General features: G+C 64.7%; 16 protein-coding genes and 2 pseudogenes. 13 read left to right on the forward strand and 5 right to left on the reverse strand.

Features of this window, described 5'->3' with window-relative positions:
• The first annotated feature begins 24 nt into the window (after window positions 1-24).
• Window positions 25-1,500 carry a sugar porter family MFS transporter gene (locus tag GDI_RS00075; protein WP_081482835.1) on the forward strand — a complete coding sequence of 492 codons (1,476 nt, stop codon included), beginning with the start codon at window positions 25-27 and terminating at the stop codon, window positions 1,498-1,500.
• Between the two features lie 2 nt (window positions 1,501-1,502).
• Here the strand turns inward: GDI_RS00075 and GDI_RS00080 are convergent, their stop codons facing one another.
• Both GDI_RS00080 and GDI_RS00085 read right to left on the reverse strand, forming a co-directional pair.
• Window positions 1,503-2,306 carry an NAD kinase gene (locus GDI_RS00080; RefSeq protein WP_012222268.1) on the reverse strand — a complete coding sequence of 268 codons (804 nt, stop codon included), beginning with the start codon at window positions 2,304-2,306 and terminating at the stop codon, window positions 1,503-1,505.
• Between the two features lie 49 nt (window positions 2,307-2,355).
• A complete protein-coding gene (locus GDI_RS00085; protein WP_041249207.1) occupies window positions 2,356-3,207 on the reverse strand; it encodes a carbon-nitrogen hydrolase family protein in 852 nt (283 codons plus the stop codon).
• A 353-nt stretch (window positions 3,208-3,560) separates the two neighbouring features.
• On the opposite strand from GDI_RS00085, the gene GDI_RS00090 reads away from it, so the two are divergent.
• Window positions 3,561-4,556 carry a cation diffusion facilitator family transporter gene (locus tag GDI_RS00090; RefSeq protein WP_012553970.1) on the forward strand — a complete coding sequence of 332 codons (996 nt, stop codon included), beginning with the start codon at window positions 3,561-3,563 and terminating at the stop codon, window positions 4,554-4,556.
• Here GDI_RS00090 and serB read toward each other — a convergent pair.
• Entirely contained in the window at window positions 4,543-5,439 is an 897-nt protein-coding gene (serB, locus tag GDI_RS00095; protein ID WP_012222271.1) for a phosphoserine phosphatase SerB, read from the reverse strand. The two genes, GDI_RS00090 and serB, sit on opposite strands and share 14 nt — an antisense overlap.
• Window positions 5,440-5,469: 30 nt before the next feature.
• Here serB and miaA point away from each other — a divergent pair, with 30 nt between their 5' ends.
• The 9 genes and pseudogenes from miaA (at window position 5,470) to GDI_RS20125 (ending at window position 13,744) form a co-directional block, all read left to right on the forward strand.
• Complete coding sequence (gene miaA, locus GDI_RS00100; RefSeq protein ID WP_012222272.1) at window positions 5,470-6,468, forward strand: tRNA (adenosine(37)-N6)-dimethylallyltransferase MiaA; 999 nt, start codon at window positions 5,470-5,472, stop codon at window positions 6,466-6,468.
• 72 nt (window positions 6,469-6,540) lie between these two features.
• Window positions 6,541-8,367 carry a biosynthetic-type acetolactate synthase large subunit gene (gene ilvB, locus GDI_RS00105; RefSeq protein ID WP_012222273.1) on the forward strand — a complete coding sequence of 609 codons (1,827 nt, stop codon included), beginning with the start codon at window positions 6,541-6,543 and terminating at the stop codon, window positions 8,365-8,367.
• Window positions 8,368-8,472: 105 nt separating this feature from the next.
• Window positions 8,473-8,988, forward strand: a complete 516-nt coding sequence (gene ilvN, locus GDI_RS00110) for an acetolactate synthase small subunit (RefSeq protein ID WP_012222274.1) — start codon at window positions 8,473-8,475, stop codon at window positions 8,986-8,988.
• A gap of 42 nt (window positions 8,989-9,030) precedes the next feature.
• The gene (gene ilvC / locus GDI_RS00115; protein ID WP_012222275.1) at window positions 9,031-10,050 is read left to right on the forward strand and encodes a ketol-acid reductoisomerase; all 1,020 of its coding nucleotides are present in this window, start codon (window positions 9,031-9,033) and stop codon (window positions 10,048-10,050) included.
• Window positions 10,051-10,232: 182 nt separating this feature from the next.
• Window positions 10,233-10,619 (forward strand): annotated as a pseudogene (locus GDI_RS00120) (transposase); the annotation flags it as partial.
• A gap of 1 nt (window position 10,620) precedes the next feature.
• Window positions 10,621-11,106: pseudogene (locus GDI_RS00125) on the forward strand (IS481-like element ISGdi10 family transposase); the annotation flags it as partial.
• Window positions 11,107-11,318: 212 nt separating this feature from the next.
• Window positions 11,319-12,137, forward strand: coding sequence for a DNA cytosine methyltransferase (locus GDI_RS18725; RefSeq protein WP_157870977.1), 819 nt, complete (start codon window positions 11,319-11,321; stop codon window positions 12,135-12,137).
• Window positions 12,138-12,216: 79 nt separating this feature from the next.
• Complete coding sequence (locus tag GDI_RS00130) at window positions 12,217-13,419, forward strand: IS256-like element ISGdi8 family transposase (RefSeq protein WP_012222276.1); 1,203 nt, start codon at window positions 12,217-12,219, stop codon at window positions 13,417-13,419.
• 118 nt (window positions 13,420-13,537) lie between these two features.
• The gene (locus GDI_RS20125) at window positions 13,538-13,744 is read left to right on the forward strand and encodes a DNA cytosine methyltransferase (protein WP_269446546.1); all 207 of its coding nucleotides are present in this window, start codon (window positions 13,538-13,540) and stop codon (window positions 13,742-13,744) included.
• 545 nt (window positions 13,745-14,289) lie between these two features.
• On the opposite strand, the gene GDI_RS00135 is transcribed toward GDI_RS20125, so the two are convergent.
• The gene (locus tag GDI_RS00135) at window positions 14,290-16,362 is read right to left on the reverse strand and encodes a recombinase family protein (protein WP_012222277.1); all 2,073 of its coding nucleotides are present in this window, start codon (window positions 16,360-16,362) and stop codon (window positions 14,290-14,292) included.
• An 844-nt stretch (window positions 16,363-17,206) separates the two neighbouring features.
• Window positions 17,207-17,707: a glycine zipper family protein gene (locus GDI_RS00145; protein WP_231854169.1), complete on the reverse strand. Its 501-nt coding sequence runs from the start codon at window positions 17,705-17,707 to the stop codon at window positions 17,207-17,209.
• 1,073 nt (window positions 17,708-18,780) lie between these two features.
• Here GDI_RS00145 and cobO point away from each other — a divergent pair.
• Window positions 18,781-19,404 (forward strand): cob(I)yrinic acid a,c-diamide adenosyltransferase, encoded by a 624-nt coding sequence (gene cobO / locus GDI_RS00155; protein WP_012222281.1) that lies wholly within the window; start codon window positions 18,781-18,783, stop codon window positions 19,402-19,404.
• Complete coding sequence (locus GDI_RS00160) at window positions 19,404-20,882, forward strand: cobyric acid synthase (RefSeq protein ID WP_012222282.1); 1,479 nt, start codon at window positions 19,404-19,406, stop codon at window positions 20,880-20,882. Before cobO ends, GDI_RS00160 begins: the two co-directional genes overlap by 1 nt.
• The last annotated feature ends 89 nt before the right edge of the window (window positions 20,883-20,971 follow it).

A 20,971-nucleotide genomic window follows, 5' to 3' on the forward strand; every position in this document is an offset into this window, starting at 1 on the left:
CCCGATCGCGAAGGGACCCGGGGAATGGCAAGCTCAAGCACGGCCGACATTGCGCGTGACACCGAAAACAGCGAAAGGCACCGGCGGGCCTTTTCGGTCATGCCGGCGATCGAGCGACTGGGCGACCGCACCGTATCCGCGCGGCGCTATGTCTCGGTCGCCGCTGCGGTGGCGGCCGTGGGCGGGCTGCTGTTCGGATACGATACCGGCATCATCGCGTCGGCGCTGATCTTCATCACGCAGACATTCTCGCTGTCGACGTCGGGACAGGAATGGATCGCGGCGGCGCTGAATATCGGGGCGATCTTCGGCGCCGTTTCAAGCGGGCCGATCTCGGACCGGTGGGGGCGGCGCCCCGCCATCATGGTCGCGGCCGCCATTTTTATCGTGGCGTCGATCGGATGCGGCATGGCGCCCACTGTCGGCGTGCTGATCTTCGCGCGGCTGTGGCTTGGCGTGGCGATCGGCGCGACGACGCAGATCGTTCCGGTCTATGTCGCCGAACTCGCCCCCGCCGAACGGCGCGGTGGGCTGGTCTCGCTGTTCCAGCTTGTCTTTTCCCTCGGGCTGCTGCTGTCCTTTTTCGTCGGCTACGAATTGTCGGGAACGGCGGACTCCTGGCGGCCCATGTTCATGCTGGGGGTGATCCCGGCCGTGCTCCTGGCCTTGGGCATGATGTTCCTGCCCGAAAGCCCCCGCTGGCTGTTGCATCACCAGCAGGAGCGACGCGCGGTATCGATCCTGTACCGGCTCCGCGGCCACCATCGGCATGTGCGTCGCGAACTGACCGATGTGCTGACGGCGGCCGATACGGAGACCACCAAGGCAGGATGGGGGGACCTGCGCCGTCGCTGGGTTCGCCCGGCCCTGATCGCGGCCCTGGGCATTGCGGCCCTGTCGCAGCTCTCGGGCCCGAACGTGATCGTCTATTACGCCCCGATCATTCTCTCGCAGACGGGGCTGGCGCATTCCGCCGCCCTGCTGACATCGGTCTCGGTGGGGGTGACATCGACCATCACCACGGCGATGGGCATCGCGCTGATCGACAGGGTCGGCCGGCGGCGGATGATGCTTGTCATGCTGCCCTTTGCCGCCCTGTCGCTTTTCGTGCTCGGCGCCGTCTTCCTGGACCCTGCGCCGCTCGGCGGCGTGCGCATGGTGCTGATGGTCGCCTCGCTGCTGGGCTATATCTTCTTCAATTTCGGCTCTCTCTCGGTCGCGGTCTGGCTTGTGGCGGCGGAGGTCTTCCCACTCGCCATCCGCAGCAAGGCCATGGGGCTGGCCAGCGCGACGGTGTGGCTGTGCGACACGATCGTCTCGCTCGTCACCCTGTCGCTGGTCCAGGCCATGGGCACGACCGGAACCTTCTGGCTGTTCGGCGTCATCAACGTCATTTCCTTCCTGTTCGTCTGGAAATACGTGCCGGAAACGGTCGGGACGACGCTGGAGGACATCGAGGATTCACTGCGGTCCGGAACGTTCCGGCCGGTTGGGCGGTAAGATCACACCGTGAACTGCTCGGCCAGGATCCGTTCCGACAGGCTCTGGTCCGGGTCGAACAGCAGCGTCGTCTGCATGGCGCGGTCCTCGGCGATCTGGACCGAGACGACGTCGCGCACCTCGGTGAAGTCCGCGACCGCTGCGACGGGGCGCTTGTCGCTTTCCAGGATCGTGACCGTCACCTGCGCGGTCGAGGGCAGCAGCGCGCCGCGCCAGCGTCGGGGGCGGAAGGCGCTGATGGGGGTCAGCGGCAGCAGGTTCGCCGATAACGGCACGATCGGCCCGTGCGCCGACAGGTTGTAGGCCGTCGATCCCGCCGGGGTGGCGACCAGCACGCCGTCGCAGATCAGTTCGGGCATCCTGACCCGGCCGTCCACCTGGATCTCGATCTTGGCGGCCTGCCGCGTCTGGCGGAACAGGAACACGTCGTTCAGGGCCAGGGCCTCGGTCACGGTGCCGGATTTCGTGGTGGTGCGCATCCGCAGCGGGTGCAGCGTGGCAGCCTGCGTCCGGACCAGGTGCTCGGGCAGGTCGTCGGGGACGGCGGGGTTCATCAGGAAGCCGACCGTTCCGCAATTGATGCCGTAGACCGGGGTCGGCCGCCCCAGCATGGTATGCAGAATTTCCAGCATGAACCCGTCGCCGCCCAGGCAGATCACGGCCTCGGCCTCGTGGGGCGTATGCTGGCCATAGCGGGCGATCAGGTCCGCCTGCATCCGGCGCGCGGCGGCATTCGGTGCGGCGACGAAGGCGAAGCGGCGCGGCGCCCCGCCAGAGGGCCAGACAGGGGGATGAACGTCGTTCATCGCGGGCCTGCTTTCATGGAGGACGCGGGCCGGACGGGGCGCATCCCGGTCACGCCGTCAGGCGGCGGTGGTCCATCACCGGTATCCCGGCGCGGACACGGGCGACGTGGTCCAGGTCCAGGCGCGCCGTGACCCACCCGACCCCGTTCGATGCCTGGGCCACGACGGTGCCCCAGGGATCGATGATCATGGAATGCCCATATGTCCGCCGGGCATGGCCGCCGGCATCGATATGGGTGCCGGTGGTGCCGCAGGCCACGACCCAGCACTGGGTTTCGATCGCGCGGGCCCGCAGCAGCGTGGCCCAATGGGCCTCGCCCGTTTCGGCGGTAAAGGCCGCCGGCAGCACGATCAGGTTCGCCCCCCGCTTGCGCAGGGCCAGGAACAGTTCGCCAAAGCGGATATCGTAGCAGATGGCCAGGCCGGCGGTGAACGGCCCCACCGGCACCGTCACCACCGTATCACCCGGGGCATAGGTTGCGCTTTCGCGGTAGCCCTCGCCCCCCGGCGTGGTGATGTCGAACAGATGGATCTTGCTGTAGCGCGCGTGTTCCACCCCGTCCGGGCCGAAGACCAGGGTGGTGTTCAGCAGCCGGTCGCCATGGCGCTGGCCGATGGACCCGCCATGCAGGGTAATGCCGTGGGCGCGCGCGGCCTCGCTCAGGAAGCGATAGAGCGGTCCCGCGCCGGGCGGATTCGGGATGGATTGTCCGGGGGCGGGCAGGTCCTCGGCGTTGGCGAACTTCACCTCGGCCGTGCCGCCCAGGCAACTCCATATTTCCGGCAGGACCACCAGGTCGGGCCGGTCGGCGGCCACCGCTTCGGCGATCAGGCGGCCGGTCTGGGCGATATTGTCCGGCAGGGACGCGCCGGGGGCCATCTGGATGACTGTGGTACGCACCGGAAACTCCGTCCGAGGAGGTGGGTCGATGGCAGGGTTGTCCCACCCGCTTGGAGCCTGTTTGCAAATGCGCGCTGGTGGCGATCCGACGCGCGTTTCTTGCGCTCCGGTGCTCACGGCCATCAAGGCCGCTCCGCTCCGGTGCTCAAAAACACACGCCGGACGCGGCCGAAGGGCCGCTCTCGCTCACCAGCCCACATTTTCAATCAGGCTCTTGGAGGCGTTTGAAACAGTTTCTTATAAAATGCGTCCCGACCGGCCTGCAACATCCGCCGGCATCAACGCGGCTCGCCCCCTTCGGCGTGGCCATGATCCGGTCTATGGTTTCATCCCCTGCCCGGCCTGGAGCGTTCATGGCTGCCTCCTCTTCCCGTTTCGTGATCTATGCCGCCCTGTCGGGCAACCTGCTGATCGCCATCGTCAAGTTCGCCGCCGCCGCATTGACCGGCAGCGCCGCGATGCTGAGCGAGGCCATTCATTCGCTGATCGATACCGGCAACCAGGTTCTGCTGCTGGTCGGCCTGCGCCGCGCCGCCCGGCCGGCGACGCCGCTGCATCCGTTCGGGTACGGGCTGGAGCTGTATTTCTGGACCTTCGTGGTGGCGTTGCTGATCTTCGGGGTCGGCGCCGGGGTGTCGATCTTCGAGGGGGTCAGCAAGATCCGCCATCCCCATCCGGTGGACCATGCGGTGGTCAATTATGTCGTGCTGGGCCTCGCTATCCTGTTCGAGGGCGCGGTCTGGCTGACCGCGCTGCGGGAATTCCGCCGCCACGGCAAGGGGCGACGGGGCTGGATCGAGGCCGTGCGCCATAGCAAGGACCCCACCGTCTTCACCGTCCTGTTCGAGGACACGGCCGCCCTGTGCGGGCTGGGGGTCGCGCTGCTGGGCACGATCCTGTCGGAATGGCTTGGCCAGCCGATGCTGGACGGAGTGGCGTCGGTGCTGATCGGCGTGATCCTGACGCTGACCGCCGCCGTCCTGGCGTGGGAAACCCAGTCCCTGCTGACCGGCGAGGGCATGGCGGCCGAGGGCCTGGCGCGCATCCGCGCCATCGCCCTGGCCGAACCGGGCGTGCTGGGCATGAACGAGATCCGCTCGATGCATTTCGGGCCGTCCGACGTGCTGGTGGCGATCAGCCTGGATTTCGATGACGGGCAGAGCGCGGGCCACGTGGAACGCAGCGTCTCGCGTATCGAGGACCGCATCCGCGCGGCCTTCCCCGAGGTCAGCCATGTGTTCATCGAGGCGCAGGATGCGTCGTCCCGGCGGGCCAGGGGGCAGCCGTCACCGGATCTGGGGATGATCTCTTCCTTTTCCTCGGAAAAGGAACGTCCTATTCCCCGGTAACGAAGGCCCCCACCGGATACCCCTGCGCGAACAGCAGCGTCCGCAGGGTGGTATGATCCACCCGGTTGCCGATCGCGGTACGCACGATCGGCTTGCCGTGGAAGGCGATGCCCAGCCCGGCATCGCGCAGCATGTCCAGGTCGTTCGCCCCGTCGCCCACCGCCAGCGTGGCGGCCAGCTTCAGCCGCCCGGCCTCGGCCAGGCGGTGCAGATGCGCGCGCTTGGCGTCCGGGCCCAGGATCGGCTCGCCGACCGTGCCGGTCAGGGTCCCGTCGCGGATGTCCAGCGTGTTGGCGTGGTGTTCGGAAAACCCGCACAGCGCCGCGACCCGCCCGGTGAAGAAGGTGAATCCGCCCGAGACCAGCGCGGTGCGGGCGTTGCGCGCGCGCATGGTGGCCACCAGGGTGCGTGCGCCCTCGTTCAGCCGTACATCCTTCCAGGCGGTTTCCAGCAGCGACGCCGGTAGGCCGGCCAGCAGGCCCACACGCTCGCGCAGGGCGGTGGCGAAATCGATCTCGCCATTCATCGACCGGCGGGTGATCGCGGCGATGCGTTCGCCGATGCCGGCATGGGCGGCCAGGTCGTCCAGCGTTTCGTTGGCGACGATGGTGCTGTCCATGTCCGCGATCAGAAGCCCTTTGCGCCGCCCGCGCGAACGCGTCAGAAGGGTGTCGATATGGCGCGGGCCGAACACGGCGCGGATCGTGTCCAGCGTCGGCATGCCCGGACCGGGGGCGGGGCAGGGAATGTCCACGGCCTCGCCCGGCGACAGGATGCTGGGCGGCCCGCCCTTCACCATGTCGCGCGCGGCGCTGACATGGGCATCGGTCAGGGTCGTGGCGTCGCGGTTGGCGACGAGCGTAAGGATATGGGACAGCGACATGGCGCACAGGCGTGTGGCAGGGATGACCGCATGACGCAAGCGGCGGATGCACGGGACCGGCCCGTGCTGGTGATCGCGGGGCCGACCTGCTCGGGCAAATCGGCCCTGGCCATGGCGGTGGCGCGGGCGGTGGACGGCACGATCGTCAACGCGGATTCGATGCAGGTCTATCGCGACCTGCGCATCCTGACCGCCCGCCCCACCCCGGCGGACGAGGCCGAATGCCCGCACAGGCTGTACGGCGTCCTGCCCGCGACGGAAACCGGCAGCGTGGCGTGGTGGCGTGGCCGCGCGGTGGCGGAAATCGAAGCCGCCTGGGCGGCGGGCCGCACCCCGATCCTGTGCGGGGGCACCGGCATGTATCTGCGCGCCCTGACCGACGGGCTGACCGACATTCCCGACCCCGGGCCCGAGGCAAGGGCCGAGGCCCGCCGGCTGGTCGATGCCGAAGGGCCCGCCGCCCTGCATGACCGCCTGGCCGCCGTCGATCCCGAAAGCGCCGCCGCGCTGCACCCCGCCGACAGCCAGCGCGTCGCCCGCGCGTGGGAGGTCTGGTCGGGCACCGGGCACGGCATGGCCCATTGGCGCCGCACGGCCACCCTGCCGCCTCTGGCCTGCCGGCGGGTCGCGGTCCGCCTGGACCCGCCGCGCGATACCCTGCGCGCGGCCATCGCCGTGCGTTTCGCCGCCATGGTCCAGGGCGGGGCACTGGACGAGGTCCGGGCCCTGCTGGCCCAGGGTCTGCCGCCCGCCCTGCCGGCCATGCGCGCCCATGGCGTGCCGGAACTGGCCGCCCACCTGCGCGGCGACCTGACGCTGGACGAGGCCACGCACCGCGCCGTGCTGGCGACGGGGCGCTACACGCGGCGGCAATCGACGTGGTTTGCCCATCACGACCTGGCCGGACCCGCCGACAGCCTGGTGATCGGCACCCGTATGGGTGGAGATGCGCAACAAATGGAAAGAAATTATGCGGATGCCGTTTCTTTTATTCTAATGCGCATTGACGTGGGCCGACAGTTTCCCTAAACCCAGCCGACATTCCGTCCGGGCGGGGCCTGTCGGGCCCAATCGGAACCACCGGACGGAGGAGCAGGGATCATGAACGCGACACCGAACCTGAACGATCTGAAGCCGACCGCGCGCGCCCAGGCGGGGGACGTCGTCCTCTCCGGGGCCGAGGTCCTGCTTCGCGTTCTCGCCGATCAGGGGGTCGAGGTCGTCTTCGGCTATCCGGGCGGCGCGGTGCTGCCGATCTATGACGCGCTGTTCCGGCAGAACGCCATCCGCCACGTGTTGGTCCGGCACGAGCAGGCGGCTGTCCACGCCGCCGAGGCCTATGCCCGCTCGACCGGCAAGGTCGGCGTGGTGCTGGTCACCAGCGGCCCCGGCGCCACCAACGCGGTGACCGGCCTGGTCGACGCGCTGATGGACTCGATCCCGGTCGTCTGCTTCTCGGGGCAGGTCGGCGTGCCGCTGATCGGCACCGATGCGTTCCAAGAGGCCGACACGACGGGCATCACCCGTCCGGCGACCAAGCATAATTACCTGGTCCGGCGCCCGGGCGACCTGGCCCGCGTGGTGCATGAAGCCTTCCACATCGCGCGCAGCGGCCGCCCCGGCCCGGTGCTGGTGGACCTGCCGAAGAACCTGACGGTGGGCCCCGCGCCCTATCAGCCGGCCTCGCGCGCGCCGCATCCGTCCTATCGTCCGCGCACGGAACCGGACCGCGAGGCCGTGTCCCGCGCGGTGGCGGCGATGAAGGGGGCGAAGCGGCCGCTGTTCTATACCGGCGGCGGCATCATCAATTCCGGCCCCGGCGCCGGGGAATCGCTGGGCCGTCTGGTGCGCATGACCGGCTTTCCCTGCACCTCCACCCTGATGGGGCTGGGCGCGTTTCCCACCACGGACCGCCAGTTCCTGGGCATGCTGGGCATGCACGGCACGTACGAGGCCAACCTGGCCACCCATGGGTGCGACGTGCTGATCGCGCTGGGCGCGCGGTTCGACGACCGCGTCACCGGGCGGCTGGACGCGTTCTCGCCGGACTCGTTCAAGATCCATGCGGATATCGACCCGTCGCAGATCAACAAGATCGTGCAGGTCGATGTGCCGGTGCTGGGCGATGCCGGCCGCGTCATCGACATGATGATCGAGGAATGGGAGCGCCAGAACGGAGCACCGGACAAGGCGGCGCTGGCCCAGTGGTGGCAGCAGATCGACGCCTGGCGCGGCATCCGCAGCCTGCATTTCACGCAGGACATGACGCCGTCGGCCATCATCCGCCCCCAGCATGCGGTGCGGCGGCTGTATGAACTGGCCATGGAAACCGGCCGCGACACCTATGTCTCGACCGAGGTCGGGCAGCACCAGATGTGGGCCGCCCAGCATTTCCAGTTCGACCGGCCGAACCGCTGGCTGACCTCGGGCGGGCTGGGCACGATGGGCTATGGCCTGCCGGCGGCGGTGGGGGCGCAGATCGCCCATCCCGACGCGCTGGTGATCGACATCGCGGGCGAGGCCTCGACCCTGATGAACATCCAGGAACTGGGGACCATCGCCCAGTATCGCCTGCCGGTGAAGCTGTTCATCCTGAACAACCAGTATATGGGCATGGTCCGCCAGTGGCAGGAACTGCTGCATGGTTCGCGCTATTCCGAAAGCTACAGCGCGGCGCTGCCCGATTTCGTCCGCCTGGCCGAAAGCTTCCATGCCAGGGGTATGCGCGCGACCTGCGTGGGTGAACTGGACGACGTGATCCGCGCCATGCTGGCCGAACCCGGTGCGGTGGTGGCCGATATCTGCGTGGCGCAGGACGAAAACGTCTATCCGATGATTCCCTCCGGCGCGGCCCACAACCAGATGCTGCTCGGCCCCGAACAGGATGGCGAGGTCACGGTCAGTGCCGAGGGACGCATGCTGGTCTGACCACGGCACCCTCGTCCCCCGGCCGGGCGGACCCCGGCCGCGTCTTTCATCGTTCACCGGCACGGGGCACGTTCCCCGCCGGTCCCTTTCAGGAATGAATCCATCATGACCACGCAGGAGGAGACGACGATCTCCGCGGTCATTTCCATTCTGGTCGAAAACGAAAGCGGCGTGCTGGCGCGCGTGATCGGCCTGTTCTCGGGTCGCGGCTACAATATCGAAAGCCTGACCGTGGCCCCGGTCGAGGAATCGCGCCACCAGTCGCGCATCAATATCGTGACCTCCGGCACCCGCCAGGTGATCGAGCAGATCAAGGCGCAGGTCGGGCGGCTGGTGCCGGTCTACCGCGTGGCGGACCTGACGACGCTGGGCCCGCACGTCGCGCGCGAGATGGCGCTGGTCAAGGTCGTCTCGTCCGGCGAGGCCCGGACCGAGGCCTTGCGCATCGCCGAGGCCTTCCGCGCCCGCGCCGTCGATACGACGGCCACATCCTTCGTCTTCGAGCTGACCGGCGCGACCGAGAAGCTCGATTCGTTCATCGACCTGATGCGTCCGCTCGGCCTGGCCGAGGTCTCCCGCACCGGAGTGGCCGCGATCATCCGGGGCCCCCGGACGATCTGACCACGGGTCTTTCCTTCCATCTGTCTCAACAGGAGTCTTCCCATGCGCGTGTATTACGATCGCGACGCCGACGTGAACCTGATCAAGTCCAAGAAGGTCGCGATCATCGGCTACGGCAGCCAGGGCCACGCCCATGCCAACAACCTGAAGGACAGCGGCGTCACCGACATGGTGATCGGCCTGCGTCCGGGTTCGTCCGCGGTGGCCAAGGCCGAGGCCGCGGGCTTCAAGGTGATGGGCCCGTCCGAGGCCGCCGCCTGGGCCGACGTCGTCATGGTCCTGACCCCGGACGAGGGCCAGGGCGCGCTGTACAAGGAGCATCTGGAGGCCAACCTGAAGCAGGGCGCCGCCCTGGCCTTCGCGCACGGCCTGTCGATCCATTTCCGCATCATCGAGGCCCGTCCCGACCTGGACGTGTTCCTGATCGCGCCCAAGGGCCCGGGCCACACCGTGCGCTCCGAATACCAGCGTGGCGGCGGCGTGCCCTCGCTGGTCGCGGTGGCGCAGAACGCGTCGGGCAATGCGCTGGAAATCGCGCTGTCCTATGCCTCGGCCAACGGCGGCGGCCGCGCCGGCATCATCGAGACGAGCTTCAAGGAAGAGGTCGAAACCGACCTGTTCGGCGAACAGGCGGTGCTGTGCGGCGGCCTGGTCGAACTGATCCGCGCCGGGTTCGAAACGCTGGTCGAGGCCGGCTACGCCCCCGAGATGGCGTATTTCGAGTGCCTGCACGAAACCAAGCTGATCGTCGACCTGATCTACGAGGGCGGCATCGCGAACATGAACTACTCGATCTCGAACACCGCCGAATACGGTGAATACGCCACCGGCCCGCGCATCGTGACGCCGGAAACCAAGGCCGAGATGAAGCGCGTCCTGACCGATATCCAGGACGGCACGTTCGTGCGCAATTTCATCCTGGAAAACCAGTCGGGCAATGTCGGCTTCAAGGCGATCCGCGCGCGCAACAACGCGCATCAGATCGAACAGGTCGGCGAGAAGCTGCGCGGCATGATGCCGTGGATCGGCAAGAACAAGCTGGTGGACAAGACGCGGAATTAAAGTTCTTTTTTGAAAAAAAGAACCAAAAAACTTTGATTCGTCTGGGAAACATGTGCCGTGTGCATACGAGGACCTAAAACGAATCAAAGTCTTTTTGCTTCTTTTTCTTCAGAAAAAGAAGGCCCTTAGCAGGCTGTCGGGTTGGGGTACCTGGCTCTGGCGATCTGCGGTAAGCTTTCAGGATGAGCAGCTTCATTCCGTTTGATCGATCGCAGCCGTATCTTCTGCCGCCGGATCTGAAGTCATGGCTGCCGTCGGACGATGTGGCGCATTTCATCGTGGCGGCGGTAGAGCGGGTGCCGTTGAGGGCATTTTCCGTTCCTGTGCGGACTGGCGGCAAGGCGCAGTATCATCCGCGCCTGATGCTGGCGCTGCTGATTTACGCCTATGCGAACGGCGTGTTCTCATCGCGTCGGATCGAACGGGCGACATATCGTGATATCGGTATGCGCTTTGTGGCGGCGAACCTGCATCCTGACCATGACACGATCGCGACGTTCCGGCGCGGCAACCGCACGGCGATCGAGGCAGCGTTCATGCATGTACTCCTGCTGGCACGCGAGACGGGACAGCAAGGTCGGCTTCGCCAAGCTCTATGACCGCAAGACCCCGGTTACCGCTGCCGACCTGCTCAACGACCGCGTCATCCCCTTCTTCGAGCTGCACGATCTCCCGCTCCAGCGCGTGCTGACCGACCGGGGCACCGAATTCTGCGGCTCTCATGACCGCCATGAATACGAACTCTATCTGGCGGTGGAGAACATCGACCATACCCGCACCAAGGCGCGCAGCCCGCAGACCAACGGCATCGTCGAGCGCTTCCACAAGACCATGCTCGACGAGTTCTATCGTGTCACTTTTCGCCGCAAGATCTACGACAGCATCCACGAACTCCAGGCAGACCTCGACGAATGGATGGATGACTTCAACCGCAATCGCACCCACCAGGGACGATACTGCTTCGGCAAAACCCCGATGCAAACCTTCCTTGACGCAGCCCACCACGCCCGCGAAAAAGATATCGGGCGCCACGTCGAACACCACATGAACGCGTAGCATCCACGCCGGCCACTTCAAGCCGTCCGTCAGATTAAGTGCAAACTTCTACACGTAATCGGCCGGAATGGCAAATTTGCTATGCGCCAGCATTCATATACAATCTGAATTATGCAACCCCGTCGAATACTTTTCTGACCTGCTCGCTCAAGGCTCTTACAGATTACGCTAGGTCAGCGCTCGCCATGTCTGATAGTAAGGGCTGATAGTCCGTGATCGGAATCGACCTATTTGCGGGAGCTGGTGGAATGTCGCTAGGGGCTGAAAAGGCCGGGGTAGTGACAAAATTCGCCGTCGAACTGCATCATGCTGCATTCGAAACGTATCGGTATAATCATCCACAGTGTACCGTACTGCAGATGGGAGTAGAGCATCTACAGAACTTGGCTATGCCTTTTGCAGCCGATGATCTCATCGTATTTGGCGGACCACCTTGCCAAGGCTTTTCCACATCCAACCAACGAACACGCTCAGCGGACAACAAGAAGAACTGGATGTTCCAAGCTTTCGTCGCATTTGTGCAACGAATTCAGCCTGCCTGGGTTATATTCGAAAACGTAAAAGGTATTCTTGAAACCGAGGGTGGTCTCTTTGCAAAACAGATACGCTCGGAACTTGAGAGCTTAGGTTATCGCTGTGAGCAGGGGCTACTCAATGCTGCCGACTTTGGTGTGCCGCAATCTCGAAGCCGCTTCTTTATCATCGGTAGGTTGAGAGCCGATCCGCCTTCACTTCCGAGTGGGGTGGGGCTTCCTCGGATATCGGTAGGTGAAGCGCTTCATGATCTTCCTTTGTTATGCAATGGTGCCGATATCGACGTGCTTCCATATGCGAAGGCAGGAGAGACCGACTACGTTCGTCGCATGCGAGGCGACTTGACGGAGTGCTCTGGGCATCTGGTATCGCGCAATGCTGAAGCGATAATTGAACGTTACTCATTTATCCCGCAGGGCGGTAATTGGGCCGATATTCCTGAGAAGATGATGGCTAATTATAGAGACCGGACGGCTGTGTCCCGAGGTGTGGTGTAGGAGCGAGTCTGGCTGCTGAGGCGGCCATCGCCGGTCTTTGATAGGGTTCGGGTGCGAACTGAACCTGAAGGACCTGACGATGACCGACGAGAAGATGGCGCTGCTGGAGCTTGTGGAGCAAGCGTCGGATGGCGATTTTGTTCGTGAGATGCTGGCGTTCGCTGCCGATCGGATGATGGAGATGGAGGTTGAGGCCCGGACCGGTGCGCCGCTTGGCGCGCGTTCGGCCTCCCGCTCGACCCAACGCAACGGCTACCGCGCTCGGAACTGGGACACCCGGGCGGGCACGGTGGAGCTTGCGATCCCGAAGCTACGCAAGGGCAGCTATTTCCCGACCTTCCTGGAGCCGCGGAAAACGGCGGAAAAGGCACTGCTGGCGGTCATCCAGGAAGCCTACGTCCAGGGTATTTCCACGCGATCGGTCGATGATCTCGTCCGCGCGATGGGCGCCGGGGGCATCTCCAAAAGCCAGGTCAGTCGTCTGGTGGGCGAGATCGACGAACGGGTCAACAGCTTCCTGTCTCGGCCGATCGAGGGCGATCCATATGACAAGTATCTCTGGATCGACGCCACCTATCTGAAACTGCGCCAGGGTGGCCGGATTGTCTCGATTGCCGTGATAATCGCCGTGGGCGTAAATACGGACGGCCGTCGTGAGGTGCTCGGCGTGGCGACGGGACCGTCCGAAGCGGAAGCGTTCTGGACGGATTTCCTGCGCTCCCTGGCCGATCGCGGCCTGCGCGGCGTGAAGTTGGTGGTGGCCGACGCGCATGCCGGACTGCGGGCCGCGGCCGGTCGCGTGTTCAATGCGACCCTGCAACGCTGCCGGGTGCACTGGCTGCGCAATGCGCTCGCCCATGCCCATGCGAAGCAGCGTCCTGCCATCTCGGCCCTGTTGCGCACGATCTTCACGCAGGAAACCGCCGAGGATGCGTCACGCCAATGGCGGCACGTCACCGACAAGCTGCGCGAAGGCTTTCCGAAGCTGGCCGAATTCATGAAGCGGACGGAAGTGGACGTGCTTGCCTACATGGGCTTTCCTCGGGAGCATTGGACGCAAATCTCGTCGACGAACCCGATCGAGCGGGTGAACAGGGAGATCAAGCGTCGCTGCGACGTCATCGGCATTTTCCCCAACGATGCCGCCATTATCCGCCTCGTCGGCGCGCTGATGCTCGAACAGAACGACGAGTGGGCGGTCTGCCGACGTTACATGACGCTGGAAGGACTGGCCGCCATCAGCCATAATCCCACAATCAGCCTGCCCGCCGTGGCCGCCTGATAACCTCGAACCCTTCGAGGAACGGTGCTCCTACACCACACCTCGGGACACAGCCGACCGGACTCGATGCCATACTGGCATCTATCACAGGTTAGACTCGGAAAAGCCTTCGGTTGTCATCGGGAACTTTCGAAAAAATATGCTGATACATCCTTATGAGCATCGTGGTTTGTCCGTACGAGAAGCTGCTCGGCTGCAGTCGTTCCCCGATAATTTCGTCTTCAAGGGATCTATCGGATTTCAGCAGCAGCAAGTAGGCAATGCCGTCCCGCCATTGCTAGCTGAAGCGGTATTTAATACCGTCGTAGCAGCCCATCATAATTAAATCGGATGTTATAATATAAAATTATTGTGGAAATTTATTTTAAAAACTTACTTACGGAAAAATTCTATATTTTTAATATGCGATAAATGTTATTTTTAGTTATCCGTTCGGCTAAATAGGAAACATCAGCGATTGTCGGTATCGGGGGCTGCGCGCCCCCGCAACCATGAATTCCAAATGAAATCAAACGCTTAGGCCGCCTTAAGGGCGGCCTTTTGCGTTTGGGACATTCGCGCAGGATGCGTATAGGATGCAACTGGGAGTGAAACTCCAGCGTAGGTTGGGCTTAAAACAGGCCACATCACGACAACGCGAGCTTTATCGACGCCTTATTGATCAGTGGAAATTACGCGATCTGACGACGATGCGCTCATTGACGGAATCGCTGTGACCCTGCCCCGAACGTGCCCTCAGTTTTGAGTTAGGGTCTGTGTATTGTTGTATGCCTTGGTGGCGTGTTGAGCGAAAGCCTCTGGCGTCATGCCATTGAGGCTGGTGTGAGGCCTGACGGCGTTGTACAATCCTGCTTCACAACACCCATCTGTCTATATGACTGTTTCGAATAAGTTTTCTTGTGCATGTGTTTGTCCTACAAGCTGACTACGCCGTGTTTTTGCCTGGCGGGCGATAAGCTTCGCTTTGTCGCTATCGAGGATATGTCGGTCGAATATCCAGGGACCGTCAGGCAATGGGTGCGTTGCGGCGATCTTTCCGGCCTCGGCAGCAAGCCGTAGCGTTTTGGGGGCGATGCCGAGTAGCTTCGCAGCTTCACCCAGATTGAGGCACGGCTTTTCTTCATCAGGCATGACCCGACAGACCGGGATCCGATGATGCGAGCGCATGGAAGTCACCCGTTCGCGCGTCCAGCGGTTTCCATTCCCGGTCCGTAGCCCGTTACGGTTCAGAAGGCTGGCTATCACATCGTCATTGGCGATACGGACGAGATCGCGCACGGCCGCGATGATGTCGGCGCCGGTGCTGTTGCGCTGGCCGCGCCGGCGGCGAGGCAGGCGCAGTTCGGTGTGGATGCCCCCTGCCCAATGGATGGCAAGCACGATTTCCGCCGTTTCGGTATCGAGATCGGCAACAACCTCTTGCACCAATGTCCGGACGATCCGTTTTTTAAGACGGACGTCCGTTGCTGGCGCCTGCCAAACGGATTTGAGATCGTTCGCCAGTTCCAGCAACGAGAGCGGTTCGCATGCGGGTTCGTGCCCTCGTGCCGCGTCGTGGTCGACAATCCTCTGCTCGATCGTGGACGCAGCAGTCAGCGTAGCATTCCATCGCCGTTCCAGTTCTCCGGTCACGAGCCTGTTTTCCGGATCGGCTGCATTGTATTGGCGGAATGCCCGTTCAGCCTCGTAGCGGGCCGCCTGAAGATCGCGTGCCAGAGCTTCGCGTATCTGGTCGCGCTGCTCATTGATGGTCGCCTGAGCGGTGACGGCGGCCTCGATAGCACCGGGTCCTACGACCTCGAGCAGGGCCGTCTCGATCGCGTCATCGACCCGCAATCCACCAAAGGCGATACAGCGCGGTTCCCCACTATCGAGCCAGCCGCGCACACAGCTGTAGCGCGGGATATTATGTTTGGCTCCCGTGTAGCATACCGTCAGCTTGCGTCCACACCGGTGACATCGCAGCAGACCGGCCAGCAGCGCGTTCCCGTGTTTGGGCGCGCCATGATGACGTCCGGTCGGCACGTTCTCGCTCACCATGCGGCGGATCGCCTCTGCCCTGTCCCAGCTCACATAACCATCATGCGTGCCAGGAATCAGGGCAAGCCAATTTTCGCGAGGTTTACGCTGGCGCTGGGCATTGAACGCACTGCCGTCATATGACGCGGCCACGCCGGTTTTGCCATAGGCATAGGTGCCGCCATAGATCGGATTGGCGATCATGCGATGGATTGTGGCATAGTCCGGCCGTCGCCAGACAACATCGCCGTTCCGACGTCGTGCCGGCAGATCCAGGTCATGCGTATGAAACCACAGGAGTGCCTGCCGTGCGCTGCCGAGTTCGGCGACCTTGTCAAAAACGAGGCTGATGGCTTCCTGAACCCGCATGTCAGGGTCTTTCTCATAACGGTCGCCAGTTTTGATAAACCCCACAGGCGCACCGACCACGAGTTCGCCGCGCCGTGCTTTCTCATAACGTGCCGTCAGGGACCGCTGACGCAGAAGGTCCAGCTCATATTCGTTCAGGCTGCCCTTCAGACCGAGCAGGAGCCGGTCATTCCCGACACGTGGTGCGTAAATGGCCTCCTGATCGATCAGAAGTGTGTCGACGACACGGCACATTTCGATGAGTTTCTGCCAATCGCGGCTGTTCCGGGAGAAACGGGAGACCTCCAGGGCCGCGACCGCACCGACACGCCCCAAACAGACCTCGGCGACCATGCGGTCGAAACCTGCGCGCGTTACGCCGCCCGCTGCCGAGCAGCCCAGATCGTCGTCGATCACGTCAATCGTCTGCCAGCCCAGCTGGGCGAGCCGTTCGCGCATGGCATATTGCAAGGCGCGGCTTTCCCGGTTGTGCTGCACCTGGTGCGCGGATGATTGCCGCACATACAGAATTGCCCTGCGCTCCAGATGACGCGGGCTGATCTTGTCACGGCTCATCGCAGGCCTCCTGCACGACACCGGGTCCGCGACTGCGTACGTGATCGAGGATCAGGCGAGCCATCATCGACTGTAGATCGTTCCGCGCCTGCTGGGGGAGGTCCCTCCAGATCAGGTTCGGACTGGGCCGATCGGCTTTCTTGTCGTCGAACAGATCCGGCTGCGCCGATATGGTCCCCACACGGGAGCGCTGTCGTCCGTCGTGTCGCATGGTCCTCTCTCCGATTCCGGTCAGGAGAGAAGCCTGCGACGGTTTCAGATGGGTCCGACGACAAAAAGCCCGTCAGCAACGATTGCAGATCGTAAAGCGCTCCCAGGGACACGGTCGGATCCGGGGCCAGCCGCATCCCGGCGCAAGCCGCGCGATCAAGCATCCACGCCGGCAATTCAAGGAGCCTGACCCCTCCCGTGTCAGACAGGCGACAGCGGGAAAGGACTTGGCCGCCCCGCTCAATCATGTCCTCGACGCACACCCGACGCCCAAACCAAGGGTGCCAGGGGTAGAGAACCTCCCGCTCGTCGGTATTATGGGTCTTGCAGAGCCGCGTTCTACAACGAGGTCCGACCGCACAGCGCCATCGGCAACAAGCCGCCGATATCGCTGCTGAACGGCTCTGCGGCACACCTGCCGGTTGAGCCTTGACCCCGGGAGATTCCAGCTCGCGCTGGCCCAAATTCGGGGAGCACGTCACGTGGTGGTGGTCGACGAGAGCAAACTGGTCGAACGGCTGGGGTCACCATATGCCCGTGCCTGTCGAGCGTCTCGTCGCATCCTGACGCTGCCGTCCTTGTCCGGTCGGGCCGAACGGGCCAACCGGACAAGGGTTCGCAGGGCCGGGTGCCGTTACTGCAGTTGCTGCGGAGCCGTGGGATACGGGGCCGGGCCGGGCGGCGGTCCGTAGGCGCCGGGGGGCGGCGGGGGCGGCGTTACGCCGGGGACGATATTGCCCTTGCTGTACATGCACTGGGCATAGGCTGTGTCGTACTGGCCCTGGATTCCGCCCTGGGCGCCGGCACTGCCCGACGAACCGACCGCCGTTCCCGCGATCGCCCCGCCGCCCGCGCCGATGCCCGCGCCATACCCGCCGCCCGCTGCGGCGCCGAGACCGGCCCCAAGGGCCGTGCCGATCAGGCCGGCGGCGAGGGCGCGATTGTTGGCGTGCTCAGCCTGTCCCGCCACCTGGCTGGCGGCAAAGTTCCGGCATAACCTGTCGTCGGCCTGGAAGATCTCGAACGGCTTGGTCGGCGGCGGCATGACCTGGACCGTCGGACCGGACGGCGTTTCCGCGCATCCCTGAAGGGCAAGCGCCGCCAGCGAGGCGACGACCAGACTGCGTTTGAACATCATGGAATCTCCGTGTCATGGAAATGTCTGGAAGGATCAGCGTGAAGCGGGCTGAAACCCACCGGGACAGGATTGGACCTGAGGGTAATAGCCGGCCGGAGCGTTGCAGTAATACAGGACCTGCACGGGGGGCGGGAGCGCCATGGGGGGGCGGCGCGGCGGGGCCCATGCCTTCACCTCCGTTCATGGCCTCCTCGGCGATCGTCTCGGAAACGACCGTGGGATATGGGTAGACGGGCGCATCATAGAGGTACCAGGCCCCCCCCCGGTATTCCACCACCAGCCATATCGGCCGTTGTGATATTCCCGGCCCCAGTGACCGCCGCGCCACATGGCGAGATCGTGGTCCCCGAAACGATGCACGTCCCGTCCATGGAAGCCATATCGTTCGGGGCCGCGACCGAAACCGGGACGTCCGCCCGCGTGGCCAAAGCCCGGATGGCCGTCGAAGCCCGGGTGCCCGCCCATTCCCGGATGTCCTTCGAACCCCGGGCGTCCTCCGAATCCGGGATGCCCCCCGCCGCCGCCCCTGGGCGCCGGTGCCGCATGGGGCGCTGCGTGTTCTTCACGGGCGTGAGCCGTTGCCGTTACCATCGCGCCTGCAATGACCAGAGCCAGAAGGGGTTTCCCGATGGACGTCAGTCGCGCCCTGGCGGAAAGTCTTTCTGATGTGGCAATGATAGAGAGATTTTCTACCAAAAAAAGTCGGTGCATTACAAGCAAAACCGGATAAGTGAAACAAAAACGTAATCGGCGCGTGTAGCGCCTAAACAATACTCCAATAAATTACTTGGCATTACAACCCCCCGAAATCACGGAAAGGTGCGGTATATGAGATGACGTATTCGTGAGCATGCGCGGAACGAATGCGGCAGGCCGAGGCGATGTCCGAGCAAACCTCATGCCAACACGGCGCGTGAAACGGCGTTTTTGACAGCTTATAGTGTGTCGCGTAGCCTCTGCCGCGATAGTTCCCGGAAGGGAATGAAAAGGGAAGACGGATGACGGCCTGACACAGGCCGGTATCGGTCGTCCGGCATTCCCTCGCCCCGTCATCCCTTAAGGACCGCCGGATGACCGATTCCGAAAATGAAGGTAACAGTCTCGACCTTCGCCATCAGGAGAAGATGCGACGGCGTAAGGAAATCCAGGACCGGGAAGTCGCGGGGAAATCCGTGGAAAAAGGGCTTCTGGTCGTTCATACCGGGCCGGGGAAGGGCAAATCGACAGCGGCCTTCGGGCTCGCGCTACGGATGCTGGGCCATGGACGGCGCGTGGTGGTCGTCCAGTTCATCAAGGGCGCATGGCAGACGGGCGAGCGCGCGGCGCTCGCCCGTTTCGACGATCTGCTGGAGTGGCACACGATGGGCGAGGGCTTCACGTGGGAAACCCAGGACCGTGCCCGCGATATCGCCGCCTGCGCGCGGGCATGGGACGTGGCGAGGGCCGCCCTGGCGCGCGACGACGTGGCGCTGGTGATCCTTGACGAACTCAACATCGCCTTGCGCTACGACCATCTGCCGCTCGACCGGGTCCTGGCGGGTCTGCGCGCCCGGCCGGCGATGCAGCATGTCGTCGTGACCGGGCGCAACGCGAAGCTGGATCTGATCGCGGACGCCGACCTGGTCACGGAGATGACCCTGGTCAAACACCATTTCCGGGCCGGCGTGAAATCGCAGGAGGGGATCGAATTCTGATGGCCCGCGCCTTGATGTTCCAGGGAACGGGGTCGAGCGTGGGCAAGTCGGTGCTGGTCGCGGGCCTCGCGCGGGCGCTGTCGCGGCGCGGTTTGCGGGTACGGCCCTTCAAGCCGCAGAACATGTCCAACAACGCCGCCGTCACCGCGGATGGCGGCGAAATCGGGCGGGCACAGGCGTTGCAGGCGCTGGCATGCGGTATCGCGCCGTCGGTGCACATGAATCCCGTCCTGCTGAAACCGCAGAGTGCGACCGGGGCCCAGCTTGTCGTGGGCGGCAGGGCGCGCGGCACGGCCCGGGCGCGGGACTATCAGGCGATGAAGCCGGCCCTGATGCCCGAAATCCTGGCCAGCTTCGGGGCCCTGGCGCGCGAGGCCGACGTCGTCCTGGTCGAGGGCGCGGGTTCGGCGTCCGAGGTCAATCTGCGCGCGGGCGACATCGCCAACATGGGCTTCGCGCAGGCGGCGGATGTCGATGTCGTCCTGATCGGCGATATCGACCGGGGGGGCGTCATCGCCAGCCTGGTGGGCACGCAGGCCGTCCTGGACCCGGCGGATGCGGACCGGATCAAGGGATTCATCGTCAATCGCATGCGCGGCGACCCATCCCTGTTCGCGACGGGCATGTCGGCGATCGCGGCGCATACCGGCTGGCGGCCGCTGGGGCTGGTACCTTACCTGACGCGGGTCGAGGCCCTGCCGGCGGAGGACGCGGCGGACCTGGCTGCCGGGGGCGATGCGTCCGGCGCGCTTCGGATCGCCGTGCCGCACCTGCCCATGATCGCGAATTTCGACGATCTCGACCCGCTGCGGGCCGAGGCCGCGCTGTCCGTCGGGATCGTGCCGCGCGGGCGGCCCCTGCCGGTATGCGACCTGATCATCCTGCCCGGATCGAAGGCGACGATTTCTGATCTATCGGTCCTGCGTCAGGAAGGATGGGATACCGACATCCGCGCGCATGTGCGGCGCGGCGGGCGGGTGCTGGGGATCTGCGGCGGATACCAGATGCTCGGCCGGACGATCGCCGACCCGGAGGGGGTCGAGGGACCGCAGGGCGAGGTCGAGGCGCTCGGCCTGCTGGATGTGCGAACGGTGCTGACGCGGCGCAAGCGCCTGTCCGAAGTCGCCGGCGTCCTGCTGCCGGAAGGGGCATCCCTGAGCGGCTACGAAATCCATGTCGGCCGGACCGATGGGCCGGATCGAACCCGGCCCTTCGCCCGCACCGGGTCCGGCCCGGATGGGGCGGTGTCGGCCGATGGCCGCGTGTGGGGGACCTATCTGCACGGGATATTCCGGACGGGGGCCGCCCGGGCCGCGCTGCTGGCGCGACTGGGGACGGCGCGCATATCGCCGCGCGACCATGGCCACCTGGTGGATGACGCCCTGAACGCCCTGGCCGACCATCTGGAGGCGCATGTCGATATCGAGGCCCTGCTGGCCCTGGCGCGGCCGGTCGCGGGTCTGTCCGGCGCGCCTTGACCGGCACACCGGGCCAGGTCGATACCTCCCGGTCGATTTGACCCCGTCACGCATTCTGCTAGACGACGGAAAGGAGGAAATCGTTGAGC

It is taken from the genome of Gluconacetobacter diazotrophicus PA1 5 (assembly GCF_000067045.1).
In the GTDB taxonomy this organism is placed as follows: Bacteria; Pseudomonadota; Alphaproteobacteria; order Acetobacterales; family Acetobacteraceae; genus Gluconacetobacter; species Gluconacetobacter diazotrophicus.

Coding starts and splice junctions, on each gene's coding strand:
- GDI_RS00075 (WP_081482835.1), top strand. CDS start 25: ATGGCAAGCTCAAGCACGGCCGACATTGCGCGTGACACCGAAAACAGC.
- GDI_RS00080 (WP_012222268.1), bottom strand. CDS start 2,306: ATGAACGACGTTCATCCCCCTGTCTGGCCCTCTGGCGGGGCGCCGCGC.
- GDI_RS00090 (WP_012553970.1), top strand. CDS start 3,561: ATGGCTGCCTCCTCTTCCCGTTTCGTGATCTATGCCGCCCTGTCGGGC.
- serB (WP_012222271.1), bottom strand. CDS start 5,439: ATGTCGCTGTCCCATATCCTTACGCTCGTCGCCAACCGCGACGCCACG.
- miaA (WP_012222272.1), top strand. CDS start 5,470: ATGACGCAAGCGGCGGATGCACGGGACCGGCCCGTGCTGGTGATCGCG.
- ilvB (WP_012222273.1), top strand. CDS start 6,541: ATGAACGCGACACCGAACCTGAACGATCTGAAGCCGACCGCGCGCGCC.
- ilvN (WP_012222274.1), top strand. CDS start 8,473: ATGACCACGCAGGAGGAGACGACGATCTCCGCGGTCATTTCCATTCTG.
- ilvC (WP_012222275.1), top strand. CDS start 9,031: ATGCGCGTGTATTACGATCGCGACGCCGACGTGAACCTGATCAAGTCC.
- GDI_RS00130 (WP_012222276.1), top strand. CDS start 12,217: ATGACCGACGAGAAGATGGCGCTGCTGGAGCTTGTGGAGCAAGCGTCG.
- GDI_RS00135 (WP_012222277.1), bottom strand. CDS start 16,362: ATGAGCCGTGACAAGATCAGCCCGCGTCATCTGGAGCGCAGGGCAATT.
- GDI_RS00145 (WP_231854169.1), bottom strand. CDS start 17,707: ATGTTCAAACGCAGTCTGGTCGTCGCCTCGCTGGCGGCGCTTGCCCTT.
- cobO (WP_012222281.1), top strand. CDS start 18,781: ATGACCGATTCCGAAAATGAAGGTAACAGTCTCGACCTTCGCCATCAG.
- GDI_RS00160 (WP_012222282.1), top strand. CDS start 19,404: ATGGCCCGCGCCTTGATGTTCCAGGGAACGGGGTCGAGCGTGGGCAAG.